Genomic DNA, 25,368 nt, shown 5'->3' on the forward strand with positions numbered 1-25,368 from the left:
GTTAATACTTTCCATATGATAAAAAAAAGGGCAATTCGATAATATAAATCGATGTACCCTTACTAAAATTAAATTGATCAATAAATCATTTAATTTAATGATATGAAATAAAATTAAAAAATAGATGACTCTAGCATTTAATATTTTTTATATGAAAATCTTACCCCTGTATTTGCAAAATTCTATTTTAATCCCACAAATCTATTTTCTCTAATAGGTAAAATAATATTTTTTTTCTCCTTGTTATTATATGTGATTCACAAAGCATTCCAACTTTAATTTGTGATTTGTCTCCCTTATAGCTATATAGTGGTTTATCTGTAATGCTTGCCTCCACCATATAGTATCCAGCTGTATTATTATCAGACAATGTAGCATCGGTGCTTATACTTTCAATTTCACCTTCTAATTCGCCATATTCTCTATGGGGAAGTGCAAGAAAATGATACTTAATCTTATCACCAATATGGATATTTGATATATCTTTATTAGAAATATATATCTGTATTTTGTATCCTGATCCATCTTCTGGTACAATGGTTGCAACTTCTTTTCCGTTCATAATCAAATCACCATTGCTGATTTGATTGATTAAATTTGTATAGCCTGTAACTTGAGCATATATATTGCAATTATTTATCTTAAGGTTAAGTGATTCTATTGAATCATTTATGGAGGATATTCTATCATTTACTACCTCAATTTCATTATTGATATTAATTAAATAATCGGTTTTTATATCTTCTAATATATTTTCTATATCGTCTGTAAATTCTGCGTCTTTATTTATTTGTTTAAGCTCATATTTATACTCTTCCAATGATTTTTTATTGCTATCTAGGTTTGTTCTCATGTCTAATTCACAAGAAGTTACATATTCTTCAAATTCTAATACTATTGTTTCATTATTGCTTTTTATTTTATCATACTCCATCTTCGAAATAATTCCAGCTTCAAATAATACTTTATTATTCTCTAATTCTTCATTACTAGATTTAACCTTATTACTATGATTTTTATAAGTATTTAGATATTTATCAAACATGAGTGAATATTTTATATTATCCTCATCAATCAAATTTTTTCCACTTTCCATTGAATGAAGAAAACCCTGTATTCCTAAAAGTTCTTTATTTATATCCCTTATTTTTTGTTTAATTGAGTCTACCTTACTTCTACTTCCTTCAAGTTCTTTATGATACTTTAAATATCTATAGTAATAATCACTTTCTTCCTTAATATCTTTACTAAATAAATTATTTTCAGCGATTATTGATTCCTTAAGCTTATTAAGGTTTAATAGATCTAATTTCTTTTTATCAAGTTCTCTTTTCCTGCTCTGAATTTCTAAATTAAGTTCATCACTATTTAGAGAGAGTAATAATTCTCCTTTTTCAACCTTTTTCCCATTTTCTAAATTTACATAAGTTGCTTTTCCTGTGGCTTTACTAGTTATTGTATTTATACCTTGACTTGGACGAACAATACCATTCGCCTTAACCACCAAGTCAATCTCTCCAAAATAACTCCATATGAGTGCAACTAATATAATTGTCACTATGATGTATATAAAAGTCTGAATAAATGGTAACGGCTTACTTTCTAATAGTTCTCTACTATCACTTATTTCTGAAATATCTACAATAGTACTCTTCACTTCTATTCACCCCCTCAACAACTAGATGTGGCATAGTGATGACAATCATCATATTCAGGAAGCTGTTCTTTCCACATATTAAAATATTTACCTTTCTTATCTATTAATTCCTCATGGGATCCTACTTCAATTATTTCACCCTTTTCCAAGACATATATTTTATCACATTTTTTAATAGTGCTTAATCTATGGGCTATGATAATTGTTGTAACGTTTGAATTTAATCCATTGATAGTCTTTTCAATAGCTTTTTCAGTGAGAGAATCTAAATTACTAGTAGCTTCATCAAGGATCATTATATCTGGCTTTTTTAGAATTGCTCTTGTAATAGATATTCGCTGCCTTTGTCCTCCAGATAAATTAGCTCCATTTTCCTCTAGCCTACATTTATATCTAACAGGTAAATTGTTAATAAAATCATGGGTCTTTGTAAGCTTAGCTGCTTGTACGATTTCTTCCATTGTTGTATCGTTTCCTAATTTTAAATTTTCTTCTATGGTCCCGCTAAATAAAAAGGTATTTTGTGGAACATAGGCTATTCTATCTCTTAAAACGTTGATATTTATATCTTTTATATTGTTATCATTAATTAAGATCTCACCTTTTTCAATCTTATATAAGCTTAATATTAATTTTACTAAAGTAGTTTTACCCGAGCCACTCTCCCCTACAAGTGCTATTCTTTCCCCTTTTGATATATTGAGATTAATATTTTTTAAAACTAGTTCTCTCGTACCATATCTAAAATCTACATTTTTAAAGCAAATATCACCATCTAAACGATCAGGTGATAGCTTTCTATTCTCATCCTCATCCTTTTCTAGTTCAAGGTCAAGAATCTCCCCTAATCTATCTGAAGCAACTATAGCGGTCTGCATTTCTGGTTGTAAATTAATTAAATTCTTAACTGGATCAACAAAATATACTAACAATGAATTAAAGGTTATTAATTGTCCAATTGACAAATTCCCCTTTATAACATGATATGCTCCTACCCAAAGAATAACGATCCCACCTATACTTGCAATAAGCCCTGATAGCGTTGATTGATAGTTCATAACTTTTCCAGACTTAAAGATTTTTTTTAAAAATCTGACGAAGTTAGCCTCTGTTTTGATTTTACATTCTTCCTCTGCATTAAATGCTTTTACAGTTTCTATACCATTTAAGCTCTCTATTAAATAGGAATTTAGTTGAGCACTTGATTCCATTACCTCTCGCTCCACTCTATTAATAGGCTTATTAAATAAAAATACAATAAGACAATAGAGTACTAGCATAATAACTGCTATGAAAAACAGCGTAGAATTTTGTATATAAAGTATTATTCCTCCTGCTATGGCCATTATAGTATCTATCATTATGGTTAAAGTAGCACCAGAAATTGCCTCTCTTATTTTTGATGCATCCATAAATCTAGATATAATTTCACCAACTCGTCTCGTACCAAAAAAGTTTAACGGCAAATCTAATACATGCTCGTAATATCCTAAAATCAATGGAATATCTATTCTTTGACTAAGATATAATAAAAGATGTGTTCTAAAAGCATTTAAAATTCCCTTAATAAGATTCAGTATAATTACGCCAACAGATATAACATGTAATGTTTTTTTTAAATTATATTGCAAAATATCATCTAATAAAAACTTAAAATAAAAAGCTCCTAAAATACCTAATACCGTATATATAATAGAAGCCAAAAATATATTAAATAGTAATCTTCTCTGAGGTTTAATTAAACAAAAAAACCTTTTATAGATGCTTTTTGTTTCATTTCCCTTTTTAAAGGTTGATGTTGGTACCATTAAAATAAGTACACCTGTCCAAATCTTAAAAAAATCATCTGGCGTATAATTTACCACTCCTACATCTGGATCTGCTATAATTATTTTATCTTTATCTACATGATGAATGACTACATAGTGAAGTATATTTTCATTAATGATGACATGGGCAATCGCCGGTAGCGGAAATTCTGAAAAAATTGCTTCCTTCTCTCCCTTTACTCCCTTTGCTGTAAACCCCAAGGCTTTAGCTGCTTTTACTAGTCCATATGCATTTGTTCCTTTTTTATCTGTCCCAGCAACTTGACGAATCTTTGATATAGGCATTTGTAGTCCATATTGCTTACATATGGTTGCAATACATGCTGCCCCACAGTCAGTAATATCATGTTGCTTGACACAATAATATTTTTCTTTCAACATAAATATTCCTCCAGCTAACGATCTTATGTAATCATGATTTTACTGCTATATACCATAAATATGGTATATAGCAGTTTAGAATAAGTTATTATTATGTAATTAGTCTATGCAGCAGCTTTTTTCTCTTTTGGTTTTTCTCTTCTATCTTTACCAATACCATATCCGCCTACAAATGCAGTGATTACTGCACAAACGAAGTAAAAGAAAGCAATACTACCTCCGTTAATATCCATTAATTCTTGATCATTTAATTTAACAAAATTCATTACAACGCCTCCTTTATTCTAAAATTTAGACCTCATTAAGCTGCTTTAGCTTCTCTTTCATGCTTAGGCTTTGATTTACCCCAGATCCATCCACCTGCGAAAGCTAAGAAAACTATAATTCCAGCTACTACACTTCCTATACCACCATTAACCTGCATTAATTCATCATTATTCAGGTCGTTAAACATTGCTGTTCTTTTCATTTTTTCACCTCCTTATTTTTAGTTTGAGCGTGAATACATAGCTATGATTTTACACGCATATCATAAGAGAATACTCTCTAATGAACCTTAAAATATAAACTTTGATGTTGCAAAACAATTAAATAAACTTTCGAATTCTAGAAGATTCTGATTTTTACAACGAAGAATCCTCCTCTAATGCCTCTACATTGAGTTTTACTAAACAAGTTTATTTATGTGCTCATTTATAAGATAATTACACCCTTATAATTGTTCCCAATTTTTCATATATATGTAAAAATTTTCTATAAACTATTTTCCGCATATATTTTCTAAATTTGTATTGTTCTTCAATAAGAAGCTAAGACATAATGACTACATTATAATGACATACAATTGGATAAAATCAATAGTTTAGGAAGAAGAATCGCAAAAATCTAAACCCTACAATTTAAGGGTACAAGCATTAGCGTATAATTTCCGCGTTTTAATGCCTGTACCCCTACAACTTTACTTTATACGAAACCTTCTAATAAAAAAATAAAAGAGAAGGCTAATTTATTATATGCCTGAATTTATTACCATTTACTTTGCGTCTATAACAAAGCTACTGATACTATCCCTATTAATAGGTTACATATCTTTTAATATTTCTAAAAAACAATCCACTAAATCAGGATCAAATTGAATTCCCTTATATCTTTTCAATTCATTAATAGCATCCTCTTTACTTAAAGCCTTTCTATAAGGTCGATCACTAGTCATAGCATCATACGCATCTACAATAGAAAGAATTCTACATTGAATAGGTATATCATCTTCTCCTAATCCAAAGGGGTATCCCTTTCTATTCCACCACTCATGATGCTTTAAAATCCAATCAGCTAAATGGGCAATATCTGGAGAAGATTGAGCGATTCTATATCCAATTTCAGTATGTCGCTTCATTTCTTCAAATTCTTCTTCTGTGAGTTTTCCTGGCTTGAAAAGAATCCTATCTGAAACACCGATTTTACCAATATCATGAAATTTGGAAAACAGTATCATATCTTGTATTTGACTATCTGTCATTTCAATAGCTTTTGCAAGTTTTTCTGATAATATTTGAAGCCTATCACAATGTCCTTCCGTAACAAAATCTCTTGTTTCAAGCATTTTCATAAGAATATGAACAAGATCACTCTTTGAGCTTTGCTTGTGGTGAAGCTTTTCTTTATACATGAAAGTATCCGCTTCTTTAAACATTTCTCTTAAATCGTTATCCTTCTCTGTTGAAACAGTATAGCCCAGGGAAATACTTATAGGAATTACTTTATTTTTATTAATTTTTTCTAGCATACCCTTTAGCTGAGCTTTTCTCTCAACAATTTCTTTTTCTGATATATCCTTCATTAAGATACCAAATTCATCTCCACCTATTCTTGCAATAGTTGTATCTTCTTTTTCAAAACATGTCTTTAAAACATTTGTAGCTATTTTTAAATACTCATCTCCAATAACATGACCTAGAGTGTCATTGATAAACTTTAATCCATCTAAATCACAGATAATAATTCCTTGATTTAAAAGATTTTGATGGTTTCTTTTTTCCATTTCTTTCTCAAAATAATTTCTGTTATAGAGTCCTGTTATACTATCCTTTATGCTCATATTATAGATTTTTATATCTGATCGTTTCCTTTGTGTAATATCTCTAATAATAGCAAGGGCTAGCTCTGTATCATATTTAATAAGCCTTGCTTCAAAATAGTATGTCTCTTCTCCTGGTGTCAAACTGTATTCTATCATTTGCATTTCACCTGTTTTAATACTCTCTTCTAGAGCAATGATCAATTTTTCCCCAATTTCTTCATCAAATATTTGACTAACAGACTTCCCTAAAAATTTATCAGGAGGGTACAATAGCTTTGTTGCATCATTCACCTGATAATCCAGAAAAATACCTTTTTTATTGATAATAAAAAATAAATCAGGCAAAGCTTTAAAAATAGCTTTAATTCTATTTTCGCTTGTTTGCAACTTTTCTATAGTATATGTTAGCTCTGATGTTTTTTGTTTAACAGCCCTTTTCAAAGTAATACTCCAGAGAATTAAAACTCCTGCTGCAATTGAGAAAATAGTCATAAATATTTTAATGTAAAAAATATAGTTTGAATCCATAGATTGAAAACCAAACCACTTATTATATATTTCTTCATGCTCTGCTTCACTGATTTCTAAAAAACCATTATTAATAACCTTTAAAAGTTTTTTATCTTCTTTTTTTATGGCCCTATAAAATTGTCCTATGTGTTGTGGCTTTGTATACCTAAAATCATTTTGCATATTATATTTATACATATAGTAAAGAGCTGCTGATTTACCCATTATAAAAGCATTAATTTCCTTCTCTTTTGCAGCTTTTATAATAGATTCGTAGCTATCAAATTCTAAGTAGTCATCAATACCCTTTTGTTTTAATAAGCTTATATTGGCATCAGCTTTTTTTATTCCTACCTTAAAACCTTTTAAGGAATTTATATCTATGATTCCAGAAATATTCTTATTAAAAAATATACATACTTCAATTTCTGCATAAGGTCTTGAAAAATTATAAATTTTACTTCTTTCATCATTCTTAAAAATAGTATCTATAACATGATATTTTCCTTCCTTCATACGTTCTTGTGCCTGCTTCCAATTCATAGCATCTAATTTTACTGAAATACCCGTTTTTAAATTCCACAAATTCCATTCGTCCACAAGAAATCCATTTAGATTTCCCTTTTCATCTTTAAAAATATACGGTGGAAAGTCTTCATCCATAACTACCTTTATTTCCTTTATATCCGTGTTTGGTTGTGAAACATTTGCATATGTATTATCTGGTATCATCATCAATATAAATAAGATCACTACAAGCAAGAAATGTGAACATTTAAATTTCATGAGACTCTCTCCATTTCATTAGATATACTAACCAGTTCCCAATAGAATCAATGCATTTATTTAAATCCATGTATATATAATTATGTCATATTTCTACATAGTTCTGCAATATTCGTTTTTATTTTTAAATTTCAAATATTGGTAATATTTTTCATTACATTCTATATCTATCTAAATCCTTTTGAGCATTCCTCTAGGGATAGTGACACGGAAGCTGCCATGTACTGCAAAGCAAATGTAAAGAAATCCCAATATGTAAAATCATAATATTGGGATTCTTTCATTCATATTAAGATGAAATTGTCCATACGGGTTCACATGAGTATCTATTACCAGAGTAAGTCCTCTTAAATCTTCTTTAGCCATAATAAATCTTTCCTTTTCATTTGTTTTTTATAATCGTTGTAAGAAACTCTCGCCAGCTTATTTCTTCTTACACTATATACAAACGAAATCTGTACACCATTTGTAAACGGGTATATTAAAAAAAATTTCAAAAATCTAAAAGCCCTTAGAGTAATCCAGAAACTTGATTATTGCCTAAATATATAAAAATTTTTAAACTAATCGATTTCTCAAATTTAGTAAAAAATGGATAAGAATAGAGATGCCGAAAAAAGAAGGAAAATGGCAGAAAATGTAGAATTCAATTGAACATAAAGATTTTTCTGAACGTTAAGAAAGATTTTGAAAAATAGAAGGAGGAATAGAATGAATTCAATTAAAAGTAAACTAGTACTAAGTATTTCCATAAGTATCGTATTAATCATAACTACAATTATTGGCGTTGTAGGAGTCAATACACGAAATAATTCAATAGAAAATGCATATAAAGAAACTGAGTTACAAGGAGCTGTGGCATCAAAAAAAGTACAGCAAGAGTTAGAAACGGGAATGAATATTGCACGAACTTTAGCAAAAAGTTTTGAAGGGCTCAAAAAAAATGGGAATGCAGATAGACAAAATATGAATGCCATGTTGAAAAATATATTAAAAGAAAATCCTAATTTTTTAGGCCTATGGACAGTATGGGAACCAAATGCATTAGATGAAAAAGATGAGATGTTCAAAAATACAAATAATCATGATGAAACAGGAAGATTTATTCCCTATTGGTACTGGAATGGAAATAATATAGAAAGTATTCCTTGTAAAGACTATAATTTATCAGGAACTGGCGATTATTATTTGTTAGCTAAAAAGTCTGGTGAAGAAACAATACTAGAGCCTTTTTCATACGAAATAAATGGAAAAAACATATTAATGACTTCACTTGTAGTACCCATTACAATCAATGGGAAAGTCGTGGGAGCTACAGGTGTTGATGTCTCTTTAGAAAAATTAAAAGAAATCAGTGATAAAATTAACTTATTTGATACAGGTTATGGAGTCATTTTGTCTAATGAAGGAAAATATGTTACCCACAAAAAAGAATCACTCATTGGAAAAAATGTTTTAGATCTAGATATGGAAAATAAAAAAGAAGTTATAGCAGCAATTAAATCAGGTCAACATTTCCACACTATGGAAAAATCAAAAGATAATCATGAGGAAAGTTATATACAATATGTTCCAATAACCATCGGTAAAACAAAGACAGCTTGGTCTGTTGCAACCATTGTACCTGTGAAAGAAGTAACACATAAAATAGACAAGTTAATACAAATGCTTATACTAATTAGTTTATTAGGTCTATTGATTTTAATCAGTATTGTTTATGTAATTTCTAAAAAAATAACAGATCCAATAAAGGTTTTGTCCAATATTATCAATAGGTTATCAAAATATGATTTATCCTTTGATCAAGATTCAAAAGCTACAAAATATTTAAACAGAAAAGATGAAATAGGAGCCATCACAAATGCACTAGCAACTATGCAGATGAATTTTATTGATTTAATCAAAAATATATCAGATTTATCACAACAAGTGGCTGCTTCATCAGAAGAACTCACAGCTACTAGTCAACAGTCAGCTACCGCAGCAGAAGAAATAGGAAGAACTATTGAAGAAATAGCTATGGGCGCTAATGATCAAGCAAAAAATACAGAAGAAGGCGCAGTGCACATTAATAATTTAGGAGAATTAATAGAAAATGAGCAGCAATTTGTAAATGAACTAAATATATCAACTAAAGAAGTAGATCTATTAAAAAATCAAGGTTTTGAAGTTTTAGAAGATCTTGTGAAAAAGACAAAGCAAAGTAATGCAGCGGCTGGTGAAGTAAATGAAGTTATTATCAATACCAATGAAAACGCAGAAAAAATAGAAAATGCAAGCCAGATGATTAAAAATATCGCAGAGCAAACAAACTTATTAGCATTAAATGCAGCAATAGAAGCAGCTAGAGCAGGAGAAGCAGGTAAAGGTTTTGCTGTTGTAGCAGATGAAATAAGAAAGCTAGCAGAACAATCTAATGCATTCACAGAAGAAATTGCTACGATTATTGGAGAATTGACAAATAAAACAGAAGATGCAGTAAAAACCATGGAACAGGTAGGAAAAATTGTTGCATCTCAATCAGAAAGCGTGGAACTTACTAAAGAAAAATTTGAAGGGATTGACCATGCAATTGAAAAAATGAAACACATAATCCAAAATATCACCGCATCTTCAAAGGAAATGCAGGATAAGAAAACGGAAATGATAGGAATTATTGAAAATCTCTCTGCCATATCAGAAGAAAATGCAGCAGGAACAGAAGAAGCTTCTGCCTCTGTAGAAGAGCAAACAGCATCTATAGAAGAAATCGCTAATGCCAGTGAATCATTAGCCAAATTAGCAGAAGAAATGCAAGAAGGAATAACTAAATTTAAATATTAAAAGAAAAGATTTATGGGATTGTAACTAAATCAATAGAGCATAAAAGAACCTTTATTAGAATAAAATATAGTAAGTAAATGAGAAGATAGGAATATGCTGGTGCTCAGCACCAGCTTAAATTATATGAAAAGAGGGAAAAAAATGAATACTCCTATCAAATATGTTCATACAAATATCATTGCAAAAGACTGGAAAAAACTATCTGCATTTTATATAGATGTTTTTAATTGTAAACCTATATACCCTGAAAGAGATCTTTCAGGTAAATGGATAGATAAGATCACTACTATTGACAATGTGAGGATTAAAGGAATTCATCTTAGTTTACCAGGATATGATAATGGACCAACATTAGAAATCTTTGAGTATATTCCTGACAACCTTAGAAATAACGAATCTCAAATAAATCACCAAGGATTTGGCCATATTGCTTTTCAAGTAGATTCAGTTAAAGATGTGTTGAACAAGCTAATTAAATATGGTGGAAAGCAATTTGGTGAAATGATTGAGAATGAATATGAAGGTATTGGAATATTAACAGTTGTATATGCAAAAGACCCTGAAGATAATTTTATCGAAATTCAAAACTGGAGAAAATAAAAAACTTCACATATATAATATGAAGCCACATCACAAATCTTAGAGACGTTAATATACATTTTTAAGCAAAGTGACACCATGGTAATTCTATTGTATGCGTAAAGCCCCTGAATCCAGGAGCTTTACTGTTATCTAAGCATATATTTGGAGAATCGTTGGTTCTATATATTTTTTATAGATCTATGAAGTACAAACTTGATATATGAAATTAGTTAGTATCCCTAAAAATTATTTCTATTTCCTATTAAAAATCATTAAAACATCCTTTATCTTTATACCTCCAACACAAAGAAGTATCGTACCATATACAATAGCCCCTGCTAATATAGATATTAAAGTAGCTATAGTATTACTATTAAGTACTCCACTCAGATAGTTAAATATATAGAATACGGCAAGTGACATACCTATTACAGACACTATAGGTTTTATAAAAATATCATTGACTTTAAATTTAATCTTAGTATATTTTTTAATATCTTTATAATTCAATAGTAAAGCAATAAGGTACCCTGTTATTGTTCCTATAGCTGCAGCTAAAATAAATGCACCATTTAAAAAAGATTTGTTTTTCATATAGATCTCCATTTGATTTATTTAAATTTCTACCAAAATATAATTTCCAATATAATACATACACAAGTATATAGATAATATTTTGGAAAATCAAGGAATATACTTACAATTCACGTAAAAAAAGGTGATGACATAATAAATGTCATGTACTGCAAAGTAAGTGGCTAAAATATTCAAACTCAATGGGACACAATAGCAAATATAGTTACATAAAAAGCTCCTAGATTGGAGCTTTTTAACTATACTTCAAATTGTAAAATTATCTATATCCCTGGAATATATAATTATGTTGTATAAGAGATCATTCTTCTAGAAAACGAAACTTTAATACAAAAAAATAATGCCCTCATCCAAAGAATAGGGCATTGTTTTTTTATGTATTCGTTTAAATTACTCTGCAACTGGTGCATCTACAGGACAAATATTTGCACAGGCACCACAGTCAATACATGCTCCTGCATCAACTACATATTTGTCATCTCCAGCGCTGATTGCACTTACTGGACATTCTGGTTCACAAGCTCCACAACTAATACAAGCATCTTTAATTACATAAGCCATAATAAAATCCTCCTATAAAATTTATTTTCATTAAGTATTTACGTTATCTTTAACTGGATTATATCGTAACAAAATATAAGTATAAGAACAACAAAAAAATAAAAATAATTGTCTAAAAGTGCAGATATATAATGATTATCACTATATAGTTATTGAGAAAAAGAGAATGTCTATAAATGTGAGCGTACTTGTTAAGCCAATAGAATAATAGCTGTCATAGAGTACAAAGTAGATTCTAACTATTGTAAGTTGTTATGTATCTGAATAAACATTCAGTTATATAACAAAACTTCTAAATCAAATCCAGGATATTAGAATCTATGATAATTAAAGTAGAATATCATAGAAGTTCATGATAATATTTTACAAAAATGTTATTATAATACTTAGTCCATATAAAAAGGAGTGATTAAATTGAAAAAGAATACAGAAAGAATATTTTTATGCACAGTTTTATTTATGATTTTATTAACGATAGTACTTGTACCTGTGAATCAAACCTATGCATCAAGTGATCACAGTGTAAATAGCATACAGGCAGTAAGCGTAAATCATAAATTTACTGACAAGGATTCAATGTTCGTCAGTGCTAATAACACAAATATAGTTATAGACTTTGCTGATAAAAATTTAGAAAATATCATTAGAGATACTATAAGTAAACCAGAAGGACAAATATATAGTAATGATGTAAAAAATATAGAATATTTATATGCTGCAAGATCCAATATTTCAAATTTAAAAGGTATTGAACATCTTGTTAGCTTAAAACAATTAGACTTATTTGAAAATAGCATTACAGATATATCCTCACTTAATCAATTAGTTAATTTAAAAAATTTAAACTTATCTTTCAATGAAATTACAGATATAACGCCTTTATCAACACTTACTCAATTAAAAGATTTGAATTTGTACTATAATGAAATAAATAGTATAGAATCAATTAGTAGTCTTATTAATTTAAAAAAATTAGATTTATCTTCCAATAAAATTACAGATATAACACCTTTATCATTACTTACTCAATTAGAAGATTTGAATTTGTACTATAATGAAATAGATAGTATAGAACCAATTAGTAATCTTATTAATCTAGAAAAATTAAACTTATCTGCCAGTAAAATTACAAATTTATCCTATCTTAACAAATTAGTTAATTTAAAAAAATTAAACTTATCTTATAATAAAATTACAAATCTAACTCCTCTATCATTACTTACTCAATTAAAGGATTTAGATTTGAACCATACTGAAATAAATAGTGTAAAGTTAATTAGTCGTTTTATTAATTTAAAAAAATTAGACTTATCTTCCAATAAAATTACAGATATCACACCTTTATCAACACTTACGCAATTAGAAGATTTGGATTTGAGCCATAATGAAATAGATAATATAGCATCCGTTAGTAATCTTGTTCATTTAAAAAATTTATCCTTAAGTGCAAATAAGATTACAGATATAGCTCCTTTATCGTCACTTAACGAATTAGAAGATCTATGTTTGTACGATAATAAAATAGGTAATATAGAACCCCTTAGTAATCTTGTTCATTTAAGAACTTTAGAATCAGGCCAAAATAAGATTACAGATATAACTCCTTTATCGTCACTTACTCAATTAGAAACCTTAGATTTAGATTACAATGAACTAAATAGCATAGAACCAATTAGTAATCTTGTCAATTTGAAGGCTCTACTTTTATATCAATCTAACATTACAGATATAGATCCTTTATCAACACTTACTCAATTAGAAGTCTTAGATTTACGTTGCAATGAACTAAATAGTATAGATCCAATTAAAAGTCTTGTTCATTTGGAGTGTCTCAGTTTAAGTGAAACTAACATTACAGATATAACCCCTTACATCAATTAAAAATCAAGATATAACTTATTAATAATTCTTTTGAATTACAATAATCAGTTTTATTGGAATTCAAATCCATCAAAAACAGATATTATAACATTCCCCCTCAATGCACTACTCCCATAAATTCTGTTAAATTAAAACAAAAACATAAAAAAACAACTCTTTTACTGATCTTAATAGAGTTGTCTTTTTTACTCTGTATTTAATTGCAAATCATTCATACTCTGGTGGACTCACCCCTTTTATCTAAATTTCTTTAAGTTGTTTGATTTTTAAAATCTTAGAAATTCTAGTTTCTTTAATCATCTCCCTTTCTTTTGTATATTTTATATGTACCCACAAAAGTTATGTTAAAACAGGTTTTTATAAAAAATATAGATTGCTACTATGCAATAAAAATAACATTGTGATACTTTCGACTTATAACTACATGAAATTATATCCAATATATATAAATAATGTTAAAATAAGAGAAGTTGATTTATGTATTAATAAAATAGTTAATAAAAAATGATTAGGAGGAGTGTTTATGCCACCAAGTTTTTATAACGCTATGATTGTTTTATTCTGCGGATTATGTATGTTTGTTCTTCTGATACTAATACTGATGTACAAAAAAGGACATAAAAAAATTATAGAGGACACCACAAAACAATTTGAAGAAATAGTAGGAAAATCAAAGATTGTATCAGAAGAAGATAAAACAATAAAAAAAGAAATACTAGAGTGTTTAGAAAGAATAAACGACAAATTATCTAAATAACTAAAATACTCAACTTAAAGAAAGGAGTAAAGTTTATGTTTTCAATAGATATACTAGATTTTGATACTATTATGTTGTGTATATTAACATTTGTATTTATAGTTACTATTGTTCCAGCCATATTAATACAGAGAAAATCGCTTAAAGATTCTATAAAGAAAACAACCCAAACATCCACTATTTTATTTGAGGCGATTCAGAAAAATAAGGAAAACGATTTAGCTTTTAAAAAAGAGATTTTAAATCAGTTAAAAAATATAGAAACTAGGATTGATCACATAACAAAACATTAGCAGACATCTTTTCACTGGATGAAAACACCATCTACGAAGTGAGACTAGAAGGGACCAGTTTAGATACATCGCTAATCCGAAATGTTAATATAAAATTTTAAGTAATCTCAGTGCAACACAATGCAAGGGCGTGGTGAAAAACTCAATATTTTAAGCTAAAATAAGAATTAGATTTTATCTAGTTCTTATTTTTTTACCTAGGAATGACAGAATGCTAAGAAAAAACACAAAGAAAGAATTTAAAACATGTGCCTGCAATCTCGATAAATTAGTCGTGCAAAATCACTTACTTAGGAAGATTTATGCAAGAATCGATTTTTCGTTTATCTACGATAAAGTAAAAAAATTGTATTCATCTACTGGAAGACCTTCTATAGATCCAGTAGTTTTAGTAAAGATAATGCTTTTAGCCGCTCTATATAACATAAATTCTGAAAGAAAGTTAAATGTAATTGCTTTAGAAAACTACTAGTTTTTCAAAGCCTAGATTGATTATCTCAAAAATGGGGATTAAATACGAGGTACGTATGGTTTACCGTGTACCAATACAAAGAGCCATTTCAGGAAACTTTTTGAATGTAATATTTACATCGATAATCCTGGGATAACTATAATAAACCACAAACTTATTTCCTTTAAATGTAAATAAATTTGCGGTTTATCTGTTTAGAAATTAATTTTTAAATAACTGTTATTTCATGTTGGTTTTCATTATATTATATAAAGCATGAGCTACCTCTGCTCGGGTTGCGTTTTCTTTTGGATATATTCCGTCTAACCTTTCTTTTACTATTTCACTGTTTATCATCAGTTCTACACTTTTTAGAGCGTAGGATGATATATCATTACTGTCACTAAAGTTCAGATATGATTTATCTGTTGGTTTGATATTAGGATATTCTCCTGATATTTCTATGCATTTTTGTAGTATTACCATCATATCTTGTCTGCTGACAGGTTCTAGTGGCTTAAACATGTTGTTACCACAGCCTTTTACTAAGCCTATTTCTTTTGCTACCATTATTGATTTTGCATAGTATTTACTAGAATCTACATCATCAAATACTGTCTCACTATCACTTGTAAAGTTTTCTGTGCTTTTGCTTTTAAATTCAAAGTGTTTTACCATCAATGTAACCAAATCTGCTCTTGAAATAGCTTTTTCTGGTTTGAATTCATCTTTGCTTACTCCTTTTATGATATCTCTTGCTGTTAGGGCTTCTATGCCTTCTTTTGCCCAGTGATTTTCTATGTCTTTGAAAGTTGGTTCTACATACATTACGCCATAATCACTTAGATGCTTTGTTGTAAAATAGAGTTTACCATTTTGATAGCAGCTTGATTTTAGTATTTGTATATTGCCTTTTCGGTCGTAATATACGGCTACAAATTTATGACCGTCTTTATTTTTTTTGTCATCTAAGTTAATAGTAATAGCTATTTCTTCATCACCTTCCCAGTCTACTTTTTTACCGTTTATTTTTAAGGAAATGTTATAGACTGTCATTTCTCCTATTTCATTCTTTTCTTCTTCGGATAAGCCTAATTCTTCTTTATTTGTTGGCTCCATAATCAACTCTACTTGTTTTTCTTTTTCTGTAAACATTTCATTTAACAAGGTCACTTGTAAATCTTTATTTTTTACTGTTAGCTCCACAGATGCTTTGTTTCCTAGGAAGTTATTTGGTAATCTAAAAGTTGTTTTACCTTTACTGGTTGACTTTGCCTCTACACTTACCCTAATGATTCCTTGCGCATTTGGTTTTGCTTTCTTAATTTCATCATTAGATTTTTCAGTAGGTGTTTTTTGTACTGGGGCATAATTACTACTGCTACCTCTTGAGCTACTTCCTCCACCTGTGCTACCTTTAGCCACATTTATCTCACAGCTTGGTGCTGATATATTATTATTATTATCTACTCCACTTGGGAATGTTCCCCATGTTGCTGTGAAGGTATAGTTACCTGCTACTTTTGCATTATATCCATCTGTATCTATCCAGCTTATTGGTACACTTGCTGTATTTCCATTTTCTAGATTTACTGTTATATCCGATGGTAATGCATATACTACCTCACTTACTGTTTTATACTGTACATTATTATGTGCTACATCTCCTGTTTGAAATAAGGTTACTGGTGCATAACTTGCTATACTGTTGGTGCTTGGTGGAGCTGTTGTGATTGTCACCTGTGATACTTTGCTATCTATCTTCGCTACTTTATTTCCACTTACACGATTATTGGTATTGGTTACTTCACAATAATAATAGCTGATTCCTACATTACTTGTATCTACTGCATAAACTGCTGTGGTTACAGAGAGTGGCTGTGAATTTGATTTGTTTTTATTATCGGTCTTATACCATTTATAGCTGATTGTTCCTCCATCACTTACTGTTGCTGCTGCGTCTAATGTTATACGCTCTCCTATTTGACCTGCTTTGTCTGTTAGATTGTTTGTGATGTTTGGCATTTCTGCATCAGTATATGTCCCTTGTTCCACATTTATCTCACAGATTGGCGCAGATATATTATAATCATTATCTACTCCACTTGGGAATGTTCCCCATGTAGCTGTGAAGGTATAGTTACCTGCTACTTTTGCATTATAACCATCTGTATCTATCCAGCTTATTGGTACACTTGCGGTACTTCCATTTTCTAGATTTACTGTTATATCCGATGGTAATGCATATACTACCTCACTTACTGTTTTATACTGTACATTATTATGTGCCACATCTCCTGTTTGAGATAAGGTTACTGGTGTATAGCTTGCTATGCTGTTGGAGCTTAATGTGGCTTTTGTGATTGTTACCTGTGATACATTACTATCTACCTTTACTACCTTATTTCCCTTAACACTATTGTTTGTATTGGTTACTTCACAGTAATAATAGCTGATTCCTACACTGCTTGTATCTACTGCATAAACTGCTGTGGTTACAGAAAGTGGCTGTGGATTTGATTTGTTTTTATTATCGGTCTTATACCACTTGTAGCTGATTGTTCCTCCATCACTTACTGTTGCTGAGACATCTAACATTATACTCTCTCCTATTTGACCTATTATATTGTTTGTGATTACTGGAGCTTCAGCATTGGTATATGTTCCTTGGGCTACATTTACCTCACAGCTTGGAGCAATTATTGTATCATCATTATCTACTCCACTTGGCAGTGTCCCCCATGTTGCTGTGAAGGTATAGTTACCTGCTACTTTTGCATTATATCCATCTGTATCTGCCCAGCTTACTGGTATATTCTCTGTACTTCCATTTTCTAAGGTTACTATTATATCCGATGGTAATGCAGATATTACCTCACTTGCTGTTTTATACTGTACATTATTATGGGCTACATCTCCTGTTTGGGATAAGGTTACTGGTGTATAGCTTGCTATGCTGCTGGGGGCTATTGATACTGTTACTTCCCAGTCCTGAGTTCCACTTTCTGCTGTTACGGTATAGGTCACTGGACTACTAAAATTTCTAGCTACCCCACTTGCTGGATTAATTGTTGCTTTTGATACTATGCCTATTGTTGGGACTAGATTTGTTACATCTGTTCCATTGGCTACCTCTATATTTACTGTATGATTGCTTGGGTTGATGGTAGCTTTCCCTGTTTGTTCATTTAATGCAAAACTTGTTATATCGTTATCACTAACAACTTCTAAATAACCATTATTCAGATAATACTGTACATTGTTCCTTTCCAAGTAATATTGGAATTCACTACCTGTTCCCACACCAAACCAAGGTTGAATCTTACCCGATCGTACTTCAAATGGTTTTATTACTTTATAAATAAAGTAAGGTTTCGTTTCTTTTGTTCCCGGTGTTAAACTTCGTTCTTTATAAGCAACGCCCTCTTGCCATAAACAGGAGCCACCCGGATAGCCGTACCGATCAATCAATGTATCTACAGGTAGTATGATATAATTTTCAGTGCCTTCTATAAAACCATGATTATCAGGCCATTTATAAGAGAGATAATAGGTTGGTTGTGAAGTATCACCATTTTTTACAGCTTTATCTGCAAAACGATATATCCAACCTCCTTTTGTTGCAAGAAGCAGCCTTACATCTTCTACGGTTTTTCCTCGATCTGGCTGTTGCCATCTTGGCTTTTTATAGGTAATAGACAATAAATCGTATATATTTTCGTCCGTAAGATAGCGAAAATCTGCATTTTCGATGACTTCATACGCATCATAAATTGTATAAGCCTCCTCGAAATCCTTTAACACCCGTTCAAAATTTGAGAGTTCAACAGCTGTCTCCGCGTAGGCAACACTTGTCATCTTCCCATCAGATTGCATCCATCCAAATGAAAGCAATACAATTAAAATAACCATATAGGATATGCTTCTTATTTGATTGTTTTTCTTCATCTTTATATCCATTCCTTTCACTTTGCTCAAGGTACAAAACAAAAATAAACTACTATCCCTTACTTTCAATACTTGGTATTTCACCCATATAAGCAATACAATATTTCATACCTTTCGGTGTATCATCTTTCAAGTTAGGTAAACAAAAATATAGATCTTCACAAGTACCATACTTACTACCTATCATCATATAGAGTTTGGGATACTTGCTTTTTTCTAGCTTTCTCCCATCACACTCAAAGAAACCCATAGGTACATCATCATAGGTAAAGAGTTTTATTTCACCAATATTAACCATTTACACGCTCTCCTTTATCTTTTTTTATCATTATAGCTAAATATTTTTTCGATTTCCTCTACCGAAAGTTATATTTTGAAAAAAAAAAAATAAAAAAATATCCCTTTTTTCAAAGGGATTGTGATTGTCTGTTATGAATCAATTAAAGGTTATTCTGCAATTATCTTACTTAAATGATATGCTGGTCTTTTGCCATAATGATTGCTTTTCTTCTGTTATTTACGCCAAGCTTTGTATAGATACTATTCAGGTGAGATTTTACTGTTCCTACGGATATGAATTCTATCTCACTTATTTTTTGGTTAGAATCTCCCTTTGATAAATGTTTTAGGATTTCTATTTCTCTAGGGGTTAGTACATTGTTATAGTTGTCTGAGTTTTTATCAGTATTTAAGTTACTTATACCATCAAGTTTATATATTAGATATGGTAAGACTAGATGAATTAAATCTATTATTTTATCTTTATTATGGCTAATTGCTTCTATATAAAATATACCTATTTCTATTCCAAATACCTGTATCGGTAAGATGATAATAAGTTTTTCTTTATCGCTGTTCTTATTTTTTATAATCGTATCTGAAAGCCTTTTTGACATGATTAGTAATTCCTTGTCAATAGATGAGTTATCTTTTATAGCCCTATATGGAAAATAATGTATTGCTGGCATATTTTCTTTTTTTTCATAGGCTAATTTATAGGTATTATTTTCATTAAGTAATACACAAGCATAGTTACATAAGCTACTTTCAACAATACTATTAAGAAAATATTTAAAGGCTTCATTTTCATCCATGTTTTGCATAGCTTGTAATATTAAATAGCCACTTGTATTTTCTTCAGCTTCACTGTTTTGAAATTTTTCATTTTCATCATCATTTGAAATATACTTTTGAAGAGCTTTTGTCCCCTCTGATGAATAAAAGCTTTTTAATTCAGGTATACTGTTACATATTTCTGCTAATCTGTTTCCTATGACTAAAAGCAGATGATTGGATTTCTTCTTTGCTATTGATATACCTTTGTTGATATAACCTATTGATAATTCTTTATCGCCAAATACTTTTTCATACATGCCTTTAACAAAGTAGTATCTGGCTAAATGATTTTTTTCGTAATGACTTATTGTATTTTCTAAAAATATTCTATTTTCATCAATAATAGCTTTATCTATTGCTTGTTGACCCTTATCTAAGTTTTTATGATATTCGAGCATAATCAGTGTTGTAATAAAAATCATTTGGATATAGGCTATATGTCCTTTTACTTCTACAAAATGATTTTGCAATAACTTAATCGCCCTATACACTTTTTCTATATGGTTATTTATGTAACTGGCTAAAATACTAAACCAGATGCCTACCATAGCTTCAATTTTTATTTGCTCTGATGATAACGTTATTGCTTTTTTGATTTTTAATTCTTTAGCATAATTATCAAATATTGAATTTACATAGGTATTGATAAAATGTGTTCCTTCTACTGAGGTTATATCAAGCATTTCTATCCTCTGCCTTATGGCAAGTGATGCCTCGGAGACATTTTTGCCTGTTATACAATAAGCAAACATAAGAGATGCTAGGCTATATTCAAAATGAGTAATAATGCCTTTTTCTAAGCAAGTTAGATTATTTTTTTCTAAAAGTTGTATGGTTTGGTAAATATCGTTCGACCAATGATGTACAAATGTTAAATAGAAAGCTATGGTTTCTTGAACAAACTCTTCTTCACTGTTAAAATCTATATTGTTCATAACAATATCTGAAAGTTGTTTTCCCATTTTATAATTATGAAGTAAATTGAACATTATAAAAGAACAGGATGTCAATGCAAACAACTTGTATTTGCTCTTTGTTTTTTTGAGGGCTAGGTTTGAGATTAATAGCAAACTATATTGAAAGTGTGATTGACATAATATTTTTGTAGATGGTATCATTCTGTATAGTATATATTGTTCGTCTATAACATTTTCAGCTTCATCTTTACAAACCCATGTATCTAAGTTATCCAAAGTATTGAAGTCATTAAAGCTTGCTATCAAAGCTTCCTTGTTGTTTATGTTATATTCAAAACCAAGGATTTCTAGCATTTTAATACCTGTGTTCATAGCTTCTTTGTGATTTCCTGTATAAGCAAACATATTCATTTGTTCATCTTCTATTTTAAGTAAGTGATTTTTATCACTTGACCTTTCTTTCATCTGATCGTATATGCTTTTGGCACTCTCCAAATCACCTAGTAAGTAGTGACACTTTGCCAGTTTAAATAAAATTTCGTTGTTGTGTAAATTCGTGTTTTTGTCCATTATTTCTTTACAAGTAATTAGAATCTCTCGTATTTTTTTGTAGTTCACATTATGCTGGCAAGCTTCACTTAAGATATAAAACCATTCTTTTGTTCTTTTCTTGCTCCACTTTATATTTCTACTATTCATAATTGCTGTCACCAATAGTGACCATAAGTTTTTATCTGTTTTATAAAATTCTGTTAGATCTTTTGCTATGGCATAATAGATATGCTCTCTTTGTTTGCTATCTATGTTTTTATAGATATATTCAAAGATAATATCATGGGTAAAGCTGTATCTTTCGTCTGTGATGAATATAAAAGATTTTTCTATAAGACTTTTTATAATTGTATCTGATTTTTGGCTAAATATTTTTTCAAAGTATCTCCTAGAAATATCACCACCAAAGCATGATAAATATTCTAAGAATAATTTTTCATTATTATTTAGCTCTAAAACTCTTGATAGCATAACTTCATTTACATTTTCGGAAATATTTGATTTTGTTAGCTTATCTATATGTACTATATATCTATCATCATGACTATGTTCAATAATTTGCTTCGATCTAAATTCATCTATGACTTTTGTAATATAAAATGGATTTCCAAGAGTAATACTGTAAATGTATCTTGCTAAGTAATCAGAGTGTATAATATCTTTACTTGTTCGTTCTGTTATTATCTTCTTAACTTCTGTTTCTTTTAATGGGCATAGCTCTACTACGCCATATGATTTTTCTTCTTTTGATAATTGAGTAAATTCGTCTCTATAGGATAGTATAAAGGTTGCGTTAATTGACTTATCCTTTATTAGTGCTTTTATCATATCGAGAGAATTCTCATCAGCCCATTGTATATCGTCTAAATGAATGCATATATTGCCTAATGTATTTACTATAAGCTTTACAAAGTTGTTGACAGCTTTTCTAATCTTATATTTTTGACGAGTGTAATCTTTTATTTGCTTGATTTTTGTGTCTTTAAAGATTTTTGAAACAGTATCTGCAAAATATGCAATATATTCAAGTTCTGTATGGAGAGTGTTTTTTATTTGATAGATTAATGGATTAAATTTCTTTGTAGGTAGGACGAGTATTTGCTCCATAATTTTATCTATTAAGTTTTTGATTAGCGTAAATTCCATTATATACTGGTGGTTTTGCTTGCATGTAATGACCTTTACGTTAGGGTAGGTCTTTAATATATTCCTAATGGCAAAAGTTTTTCCTATTCCTGATGAACCTTTTACTAATAGTACATTTTTATTGATATTTTTGTATAATTGATTTATCTGATTTTTTAGTTCTTCTCTTCCTATTACTGTATCAATATGATTCATCGTTTACACCTTCGTTCATTAAGATTTTATAGTTTTTCAATAAGTATATAGTATTCTTTTAGCAATTAAATGATGCTTTAATTTTATCATATTCCTATTTTACGCTCTACTTTTTGTAGGTTTTCTTTTAATCACTAATTGCAATAAACCGCAAACTCATTTCCTTTAAATGTAAATAAGTTTACGGTTTATCGGTTTAGAAATTAATTTTTAATTCATTTTCACTTTAATCCTTGATACATACTCATCTAAATCATCCATCGTTTTTATTCTTAACACATTTTTTATAGATGCATAATAATCTTTCATAGATTCTTTAGTAATAACATTCATGCACCTTTCATCTTCGCTACAATCCCCTCTAACATTTTTCCATGGATCTTATTCATATCGTAAAGCATCAATAATATTTAAATTTGCAGCTTTATTAGCTGGGTACAGTCCAAAGAATATGCCAATAGCAGAAGAAAATGCAAATGCCATAAATATAACACTTAAAGTTATACTTGGTGTTATTTTAATAAATTTTCCAATGGTATACGCTAATCCAGAACCTAATGTAATCCCTATTAGCCCTCCCATTCCTGAAACAATAACAGATTCAACTAAAAATTGAATTAATACAACTTTTTTATTGGCTCCTATCGCTTTTCTTATTCCAATCTCACGGGTTCTTTCTGTAACAGATACCATCATAATATTCATAATCCCGATTCCACCAACTAAAAGGGAAATAGCAGCAATAGCACTTACAAATGCAGTCATTTTTCCTGTAATATTATTGACCATTTTCATCATACCTTCAGAAGTAGAAATCATGTATTTCTTTTTTCCTACGATATCATGTCTTCTTTCTACTAAATTTACAACACTCTTTACCGTCTCTTTTACATTTTGTCCGCTCTTTACGTTCATTTCTATGGCACCATAAGTTGTTTCCCCTGTAATTTGTTCTAAATTCGTATAAGGTGCATATAGACTAAATGTTTGTTTTCCTCCACCCATACTCATAAAACTCTTTGGTTTTTCAAATACGCCAACAACAACATATGAAAGGGTTTGTCCATCCACATCAAAAGTTATTCTTTTCCCTAAAGGATTTGTATCTTTAAAAAACTTTTCTGCCATCTTTGATTCTATGACTGCCGAATATCTTTGACTTGAAATATCATTCGGTACTAAAAATCGTCCTTTCTTTATGGTCATTTTTTCAATTTTATTATAATCTGACGCAACACCACTTAAATTTATATGATAAGTTTTTCTTCCTAAAGTCAGAGAACCAGATAATCCTTGGCTAAAAGATATTGCTTCCAGTTTACTCCCATAAATTCTTTTGATAGCTTTTAAATCACTATGATCCATATTCATTTCTTCACTGGTTACTTCCTCTTCGTTCATATATATGATAGCTTTATTGGCACCCCCATCTTTAAATTCTTTTGTCATGGAATTCTGACTGCCTTTTCCAAGAGCTACCAATGTAATAACGGAAGAAATTCCAATGATAATCCCTAACATGGTCAACAATGTTCTTAACTTATTTGCACGAACGGAAATGATGGCCATTTTTACACTTTCTAATATATTCATAGAATCACCTCTTCTCTATTCATAATTGTATATATCTCTAACGATAAAACCATCCTTCACCGTAATCACTCTTTTCGCTTGAGCTGCAATCTCTGGTTCATGGGTAACGATTACAATCGTATTTCCTTTTTGATTTAATTCTTTAAAAAGATTCATAATCTCATCTGTTGTTTTAGAATCTAGGTTCCCTGTAGGTTCATCTGCAAGGATTACAGATGGCTCTGTTACAAGGGCTCTCGCAACAGCGATTCTTTGTCTTTGCCCTCCAGATAATTCGTTGGGTTTGTGCTCTTTTCTTTCTAGTAATCCTACACTCTCTAAAGATTTTTCTGCTCTTAAAGTTCTTTCTTTCAGTGGTACTCCTAAATATATTAAAGGTAACTCCACATTTTGAAGAGAGGATAATTTAGGCAATAAGTTAAAGGACTGAAATACAAATCCGATTTCTCGGTTTCTGATTTTTGCCAATTCTTCATCATTCATTACGCAAACATCATTATTATTTAATATATACTTACCATCAGAAGAAGCATCCAGGCATCCTAAAATATTCATCAAAGTAGATTTACCAGAGCCTGATGGTCCAATGATGGCTACAAACTCTCCACTTTTTATATGCAGATTGATTCCTTTTAAAGCTTCAAATTCAAGACTTCCTGTTTTATATACTTTTTTCAAATCTGTAATCTTAATCATATGAACCGCCTCCTCTTTTA

General features: G+C 29.9%; 18 protein-coding genes and 1 pseudogene. 6 read left to right on the forward strand and 13 right to left on the reverse strand.

The annotated features are described in order from the left end of the window. Positions 1-187: 187 nt before the first annotated feature. From K7H06_RS18105 to K7H06_RS18125, 5 genes are all read right to left on the reverse strand, one after another. Positions 188-1,657, reverse strand: a complete 1,470-nt coding sequence (locus K7H06_RS18105; RefSeq protein ID WP_223037414.1) for a beta-barrel domain-containing protein — start codon at positions 1,655-1,657, stop codon at positions 188-190. A gap of 14 nt (positions 1,658-1,671) precedes the next feature. Continuing rightward, positions 1,672-3,867 (reverse strand): peptidase domain-containing ABC transporter, encoded by a 2,196-nt coding sequence (locus tag K7H06_RS18110; RefSeq protein WP_223037415.1) that lies wholly within the window; start codon positions 3,865-3,867, stop codon positions 1,672-1,674. 104 nt (positions 3,868-3,971) lie between these two features. Further along, the gene (locus K7H06_RS18115) at positions 3,972-4,133 is read right to left on the reverse strand and encodes a class IIb bacteriocin, lactobin A/cerein 7B family (RefSeq protein WP_223037416.1); all 162 of its coding nucleotides are present in this window, start codon (positions 4,131-4,133) and stop codon (positions 3,972-3,974) included. Positions 4,134-4,168: 35 nt separating this feature from the next. Beyond that, positions 4,169-4,336 (reverse strand): class IIb bacteriocin, lactobin A/cerein 7B family, encoded by a 168-nt coding sequence (locus tag K7H06_RS18120; protein ID WP_223037417.1) that lies wholly within the window; start codon positions 4,334-4,336, stop codon positions 4,169-4,171. Between the two features lie 612 nt (positions 4,337-4,948). Beyond that, the gene (locus K7H06_RS18125; RefSeq protein ID WP_223037418.1) at positions 4,949-7,243 is read right to left on the reverse strand and encodes a diguanylate cyclase domain-containing protein; all 2,295 of its coding nucleotides are present in this window, start codon (positions 7,241-7,243) and stop codon (positions 4,949-4,951) included. Between the two features lie 711 nt (positions 7,244-7,954). Here K7H06_RS18125 and K7H06_RS18130 point away from each other — a divergent pair. Together K7H06_RS18130 and K7H06_RS18135 are read left to right on the forward strand one after the other, a co-directional pair. Further along, positions 7,955-10,066: a methyl-accepting chemotaxis protein gene (locus tag K7H06_RS18130; RefSeq protein ID WP_223037419.1), complete on the forward strand. Its 2,112-nt coding sequence runs from the start codon at positions 7,955-7,957 to the stop codon at positions 10,064-10,066. A gap of 141 nt (positions 10,067-10,207) precedes the next feature. Continuing rightward, positions 10,208-10,666, forward strand: coding sequence for a VOC family protein (locus K7H06_RS18135; RefSeq protein ID WP_246637571.1), 459 nt, complete (start codon positions 10,208-10,210; stop codon positions 10,664-10,666). 234 nt (positions 10,667-10,900) lie between these two features. Here K7H06_RS18135 and K7H06_RS18140 read toward each other — a convergent pair whose 3' ends face one another. Together K7H06_RS18140 and K7H06_RS18145 are read right to left on the reverse strand one after the other, a co-directional pair. Then, positions 10,901-11,242, reverse strand: coding sequence for a polysaccharide biosynthesis C-terminal domain-containing protein (locus K7H06_RS18140; protein ID WP_223037420.1), 342 nt, complete (start codon positions 11,240-11,242; stop codon positions 10,901-10,903). Positions 11,243-11,632: 390 nt separating this feature from the next. Beyond that, complete coding sequence (locus K7H06_RS18145; protein ID WP_223037421.1) at positions 11,633-11,803, reverse strand: DUF362 domain-containing protein; 171 nt, start codon at positions 11,801-11,803, stop codon at positions 11,633-11,635. A 414-nt stretch (positions 11,804-12,217) separates the two neighbouring features. Between K7H06_RS18145 and K7H06_RS18150 the strand changes: the two genes are divergently transcribed. The 4 genes and pseudogenes from K7H06_RS18150 to K7H06_RS18165 all read left to right on the forward strand — a co-directional run. Continuing rightward, positions 12,218-13,684: a leucine-rich repeat domain-containing protein gene (locus tag K7H06_RS18150; RefSeq protein ID WP_223037422.1), complete on the forward strand. Its 1,467-nt coding sequence runs from the start codon at positions 12,218-12,220 to the stop codon at positions 13,682-13,684. Between the two features lie 523 nt (positions 13,685-14,207). Continuing rightward, positions 14,208-14,441: a hypothetical protein gene (locus K7H06_RS18155; protein WP_223037423.1), complete on the forward strand. Its 234-nt coding sequence runs from the start codon at positions 14,208-14,210 to the stop codon at positions 14,439-14,441. A 35-nt stretch (positions 14,442-14,476) separates the two neighbouring features. Continuing rightward, positions 14,477-14,734: a hypothetical protein gene (locus K7H06_RS18160; RefSeq protein ID WP_223037424.1), complete on the forward strand. Its 258-nt coding sequence runs from the start codon at positions 14,477-14,479 to the stop codon at positions 14,732-14,734. A gap of 211 nt (positions 14,735-14,945) precedes the next feature. After that, positions 14,946-15,179: pseudogene (locus K7H06_RS18165) on the forward strand (transposase); the annotation flags it as partial. A gap of 246 nt (positions 15,180-15,425) precedes the next feature. On the opposite strand, the gene K7H06_RS18170 reads toward K7H06_RS18165, so the two are convergent. From K7H06_RS18170 to K7H06_RS18190, 6 genes are all read right to left on the reverse strand, one after another. After that, positions 15,426-19,145 carry an S-layer homology domain-containing protein gene (locus K7H06_RS18170; protein WP_223037425.1) on the reverse strand — a complete coding sequence of 1,240 codons (3,720 nt, stop codon included), beginning with the start codon at positions 19,143-19,145 and terminating at the stop codon, positions 15,426-15,428. A gap of 40 nt (positions 19,146-19,185) precedes the next feature. Next, the gene (locus tag K7H06_RS18175; RefSeq protein WP_223037426.1) at positions 19,186-19,431 is read right to left on the reverse strand and encodes a phage tail protein; all 246 of its coding nucleotides are present in this window, start codon (positions 19,429-19,431) and stop codon (positions 19,186-19,188) included. A gap of 169 nt (positions 19,432-19,600) precedes the next feature. Then, positions 19,601-23,059, reverse strand: coding sequence for a helix-turn-helix transcriptional regulator (locus K7H06_RS18180; protein WP_223037427.1), 3,459 nt, complete (start codon positions 23,057-23,059; stop codon positions 19,601-19,603). A 210-nt stretch (positions 23,060-23,269) separates the two neighbouring features. After that, positions 23,270-23,392, reverse strand: coding sequence for a hypothetical protein (locus K7H06_RS21445; RefSeq protein WP_281426018.1), 123 nt, complete (start codon positions 23,390-23,392; stop codon positions 23,270-23,272). A 48-nt stretch (positions 23,393-23,440) separates the two neighbouring features. After that, complete coding sequence (locus tag K7H06_RS18185) at positions 23,441-24,652, reverse strand: ABC transporter permease (RefSeq protein ID WP_223037428.1); 1,212 nt, start codon at positions 24,650-24,652, stop codon at positions 23,441-23,443. A 15-nt stretch (positions 24,653-24,667) separates the two neighbouring features. Next, entirely contained in the window at positions 24,668-25,348 is a 681-nt protein-coding gene (locus K7H06_RS18190; protein WP_223037429.1) for an ABC transporter ATP-binding protein, read from the reverse strand. Positions 25,349-25,368 lie beyond the last annotated feature (20 nt).

The sequence above is a fragment of the Crassaminicella profunda genome, from assembly GCF_019884785.1.
Taxonomy (GTDB): Bacteria; Bacillota; Clostridia; order Peptostreptococcales; family Thermotaleaceae; genus Crassaminicella; species Crassaminicella profunda.

Excerpts from the sequence above, each read along its gene's own strand:
- K7H06_RS18110 (WP_223037415.1), bottom strand. The coding sequence starts at position 3,867 with ATGTTGAAAGAAAAATATTATTGTGTCAAGCAACATGATATTACTGAC.
- K7H06_RS18115 (WP_223037416.1), bottom strand. The coding sequence starts at position 4,133 with ATGAATTTTGTTAAATTAAATGATCAAGAATTAATGGATATTAACGGA.
- K7H06_RS18120 (WP_223037417.1), bottom strand. The coding sequence starts at position 4,336 with ATGAAAAGAACAGCAATGTTTAACGACCTGAATAATGATGAATTAATG.
- K7H06_RS18125 (WP_223037418.1), bottom strand. The coding sequence starts at position 7,243 with ATGAAATTTAAATGTTCACATTTCTTGCTTGTAGTGATCTTATTTATA.
- K7H06_RS18130 (WP_223037419.1), top strand. The coding sequence starts at position 7,955 with ATGAATTCAATTAAAAGTAAACTAGTACTAAGTATTTCCATAAGTATC.
- K7H06_RS18135 (WP_246637571.1), top strand. The coding sequence starts at position 10,208 with ATGAATACTCCTATCAAATATGTTCATACAAATATCATTGCAAAAGAC.
- K7H06_RS18140 (WP_223037420.1), bottom strand. The coding sequence starts at position 11,242 with ATGAAAAACAAATCTTTTTTAAATGGTGCATTTATTTTAGCTGCAGCT.
- K7H06_RS18145 (WP_223037421.1), bottom strand. The coding sequence starts at position 11,803 with ATGGCTTATGTAATTAAAGATGCTTGTATTAGTTGTGGAGCTTGTGAA.
- K7H06_RS18155 (WP_223037423.1), top strand. The coding sequence starts at position 14,208 with ATGCCACCAAGTTTTTATAACGCTATGATTGTTTTATTCTGCGGATTA.
- K7H06_RS18160 (WP_223037424.1), top strand. The coding sequence starts at position 14,477 with ATGTTTTCAATAGATATACTAGATTTTGATACTATTATGTTGTGTATA.
- K7H06_RS18170 (WP_223037425.1), bottom strand. The coding sequence starts at position 19,145 with ATGGATATAAAGATGAAGAAAAACAATCAAATAAGAAGCATATCCTAT.
- K7H06_RS18175 (WP_223037426.1), bottom strand. The coding sequence starts at position 19,431 with ATGGTTAATATTGGTGAAATAAAACTCTTTACCTATGATGATGTACCT.
- K7H06_RS18180 (WP_223037427.1), bottom strand. The coding sequence starts at position 23,059 with ATGAATCATATTGATACAGTAATAGGAAGAGAAGAACTAAAAAATCAG.
- K7H06_RS21445 (WP_281426018.1), bottom strand. The coding sequence starts at position 23,392 with ATGAATGTTATTACTAAAGAATCTATGAAAGATTATTATGCATCTATA.
- K7H06_RS18185 (WP_223037428.1), bottom strand. The coding sequence starts at position 24,652 with ATGAATATATTAGAAAGTGTAAAAATGGCCATCATTTCCGTTCGTGCA.
- K7H06_RS18190 (WP_223037429.1), bottom strand. The coding sequence starts at position 25,348 with ATGATTAAGATTACAGATTTGAAAAAAGTATATAAAACAGGAAGTCTT.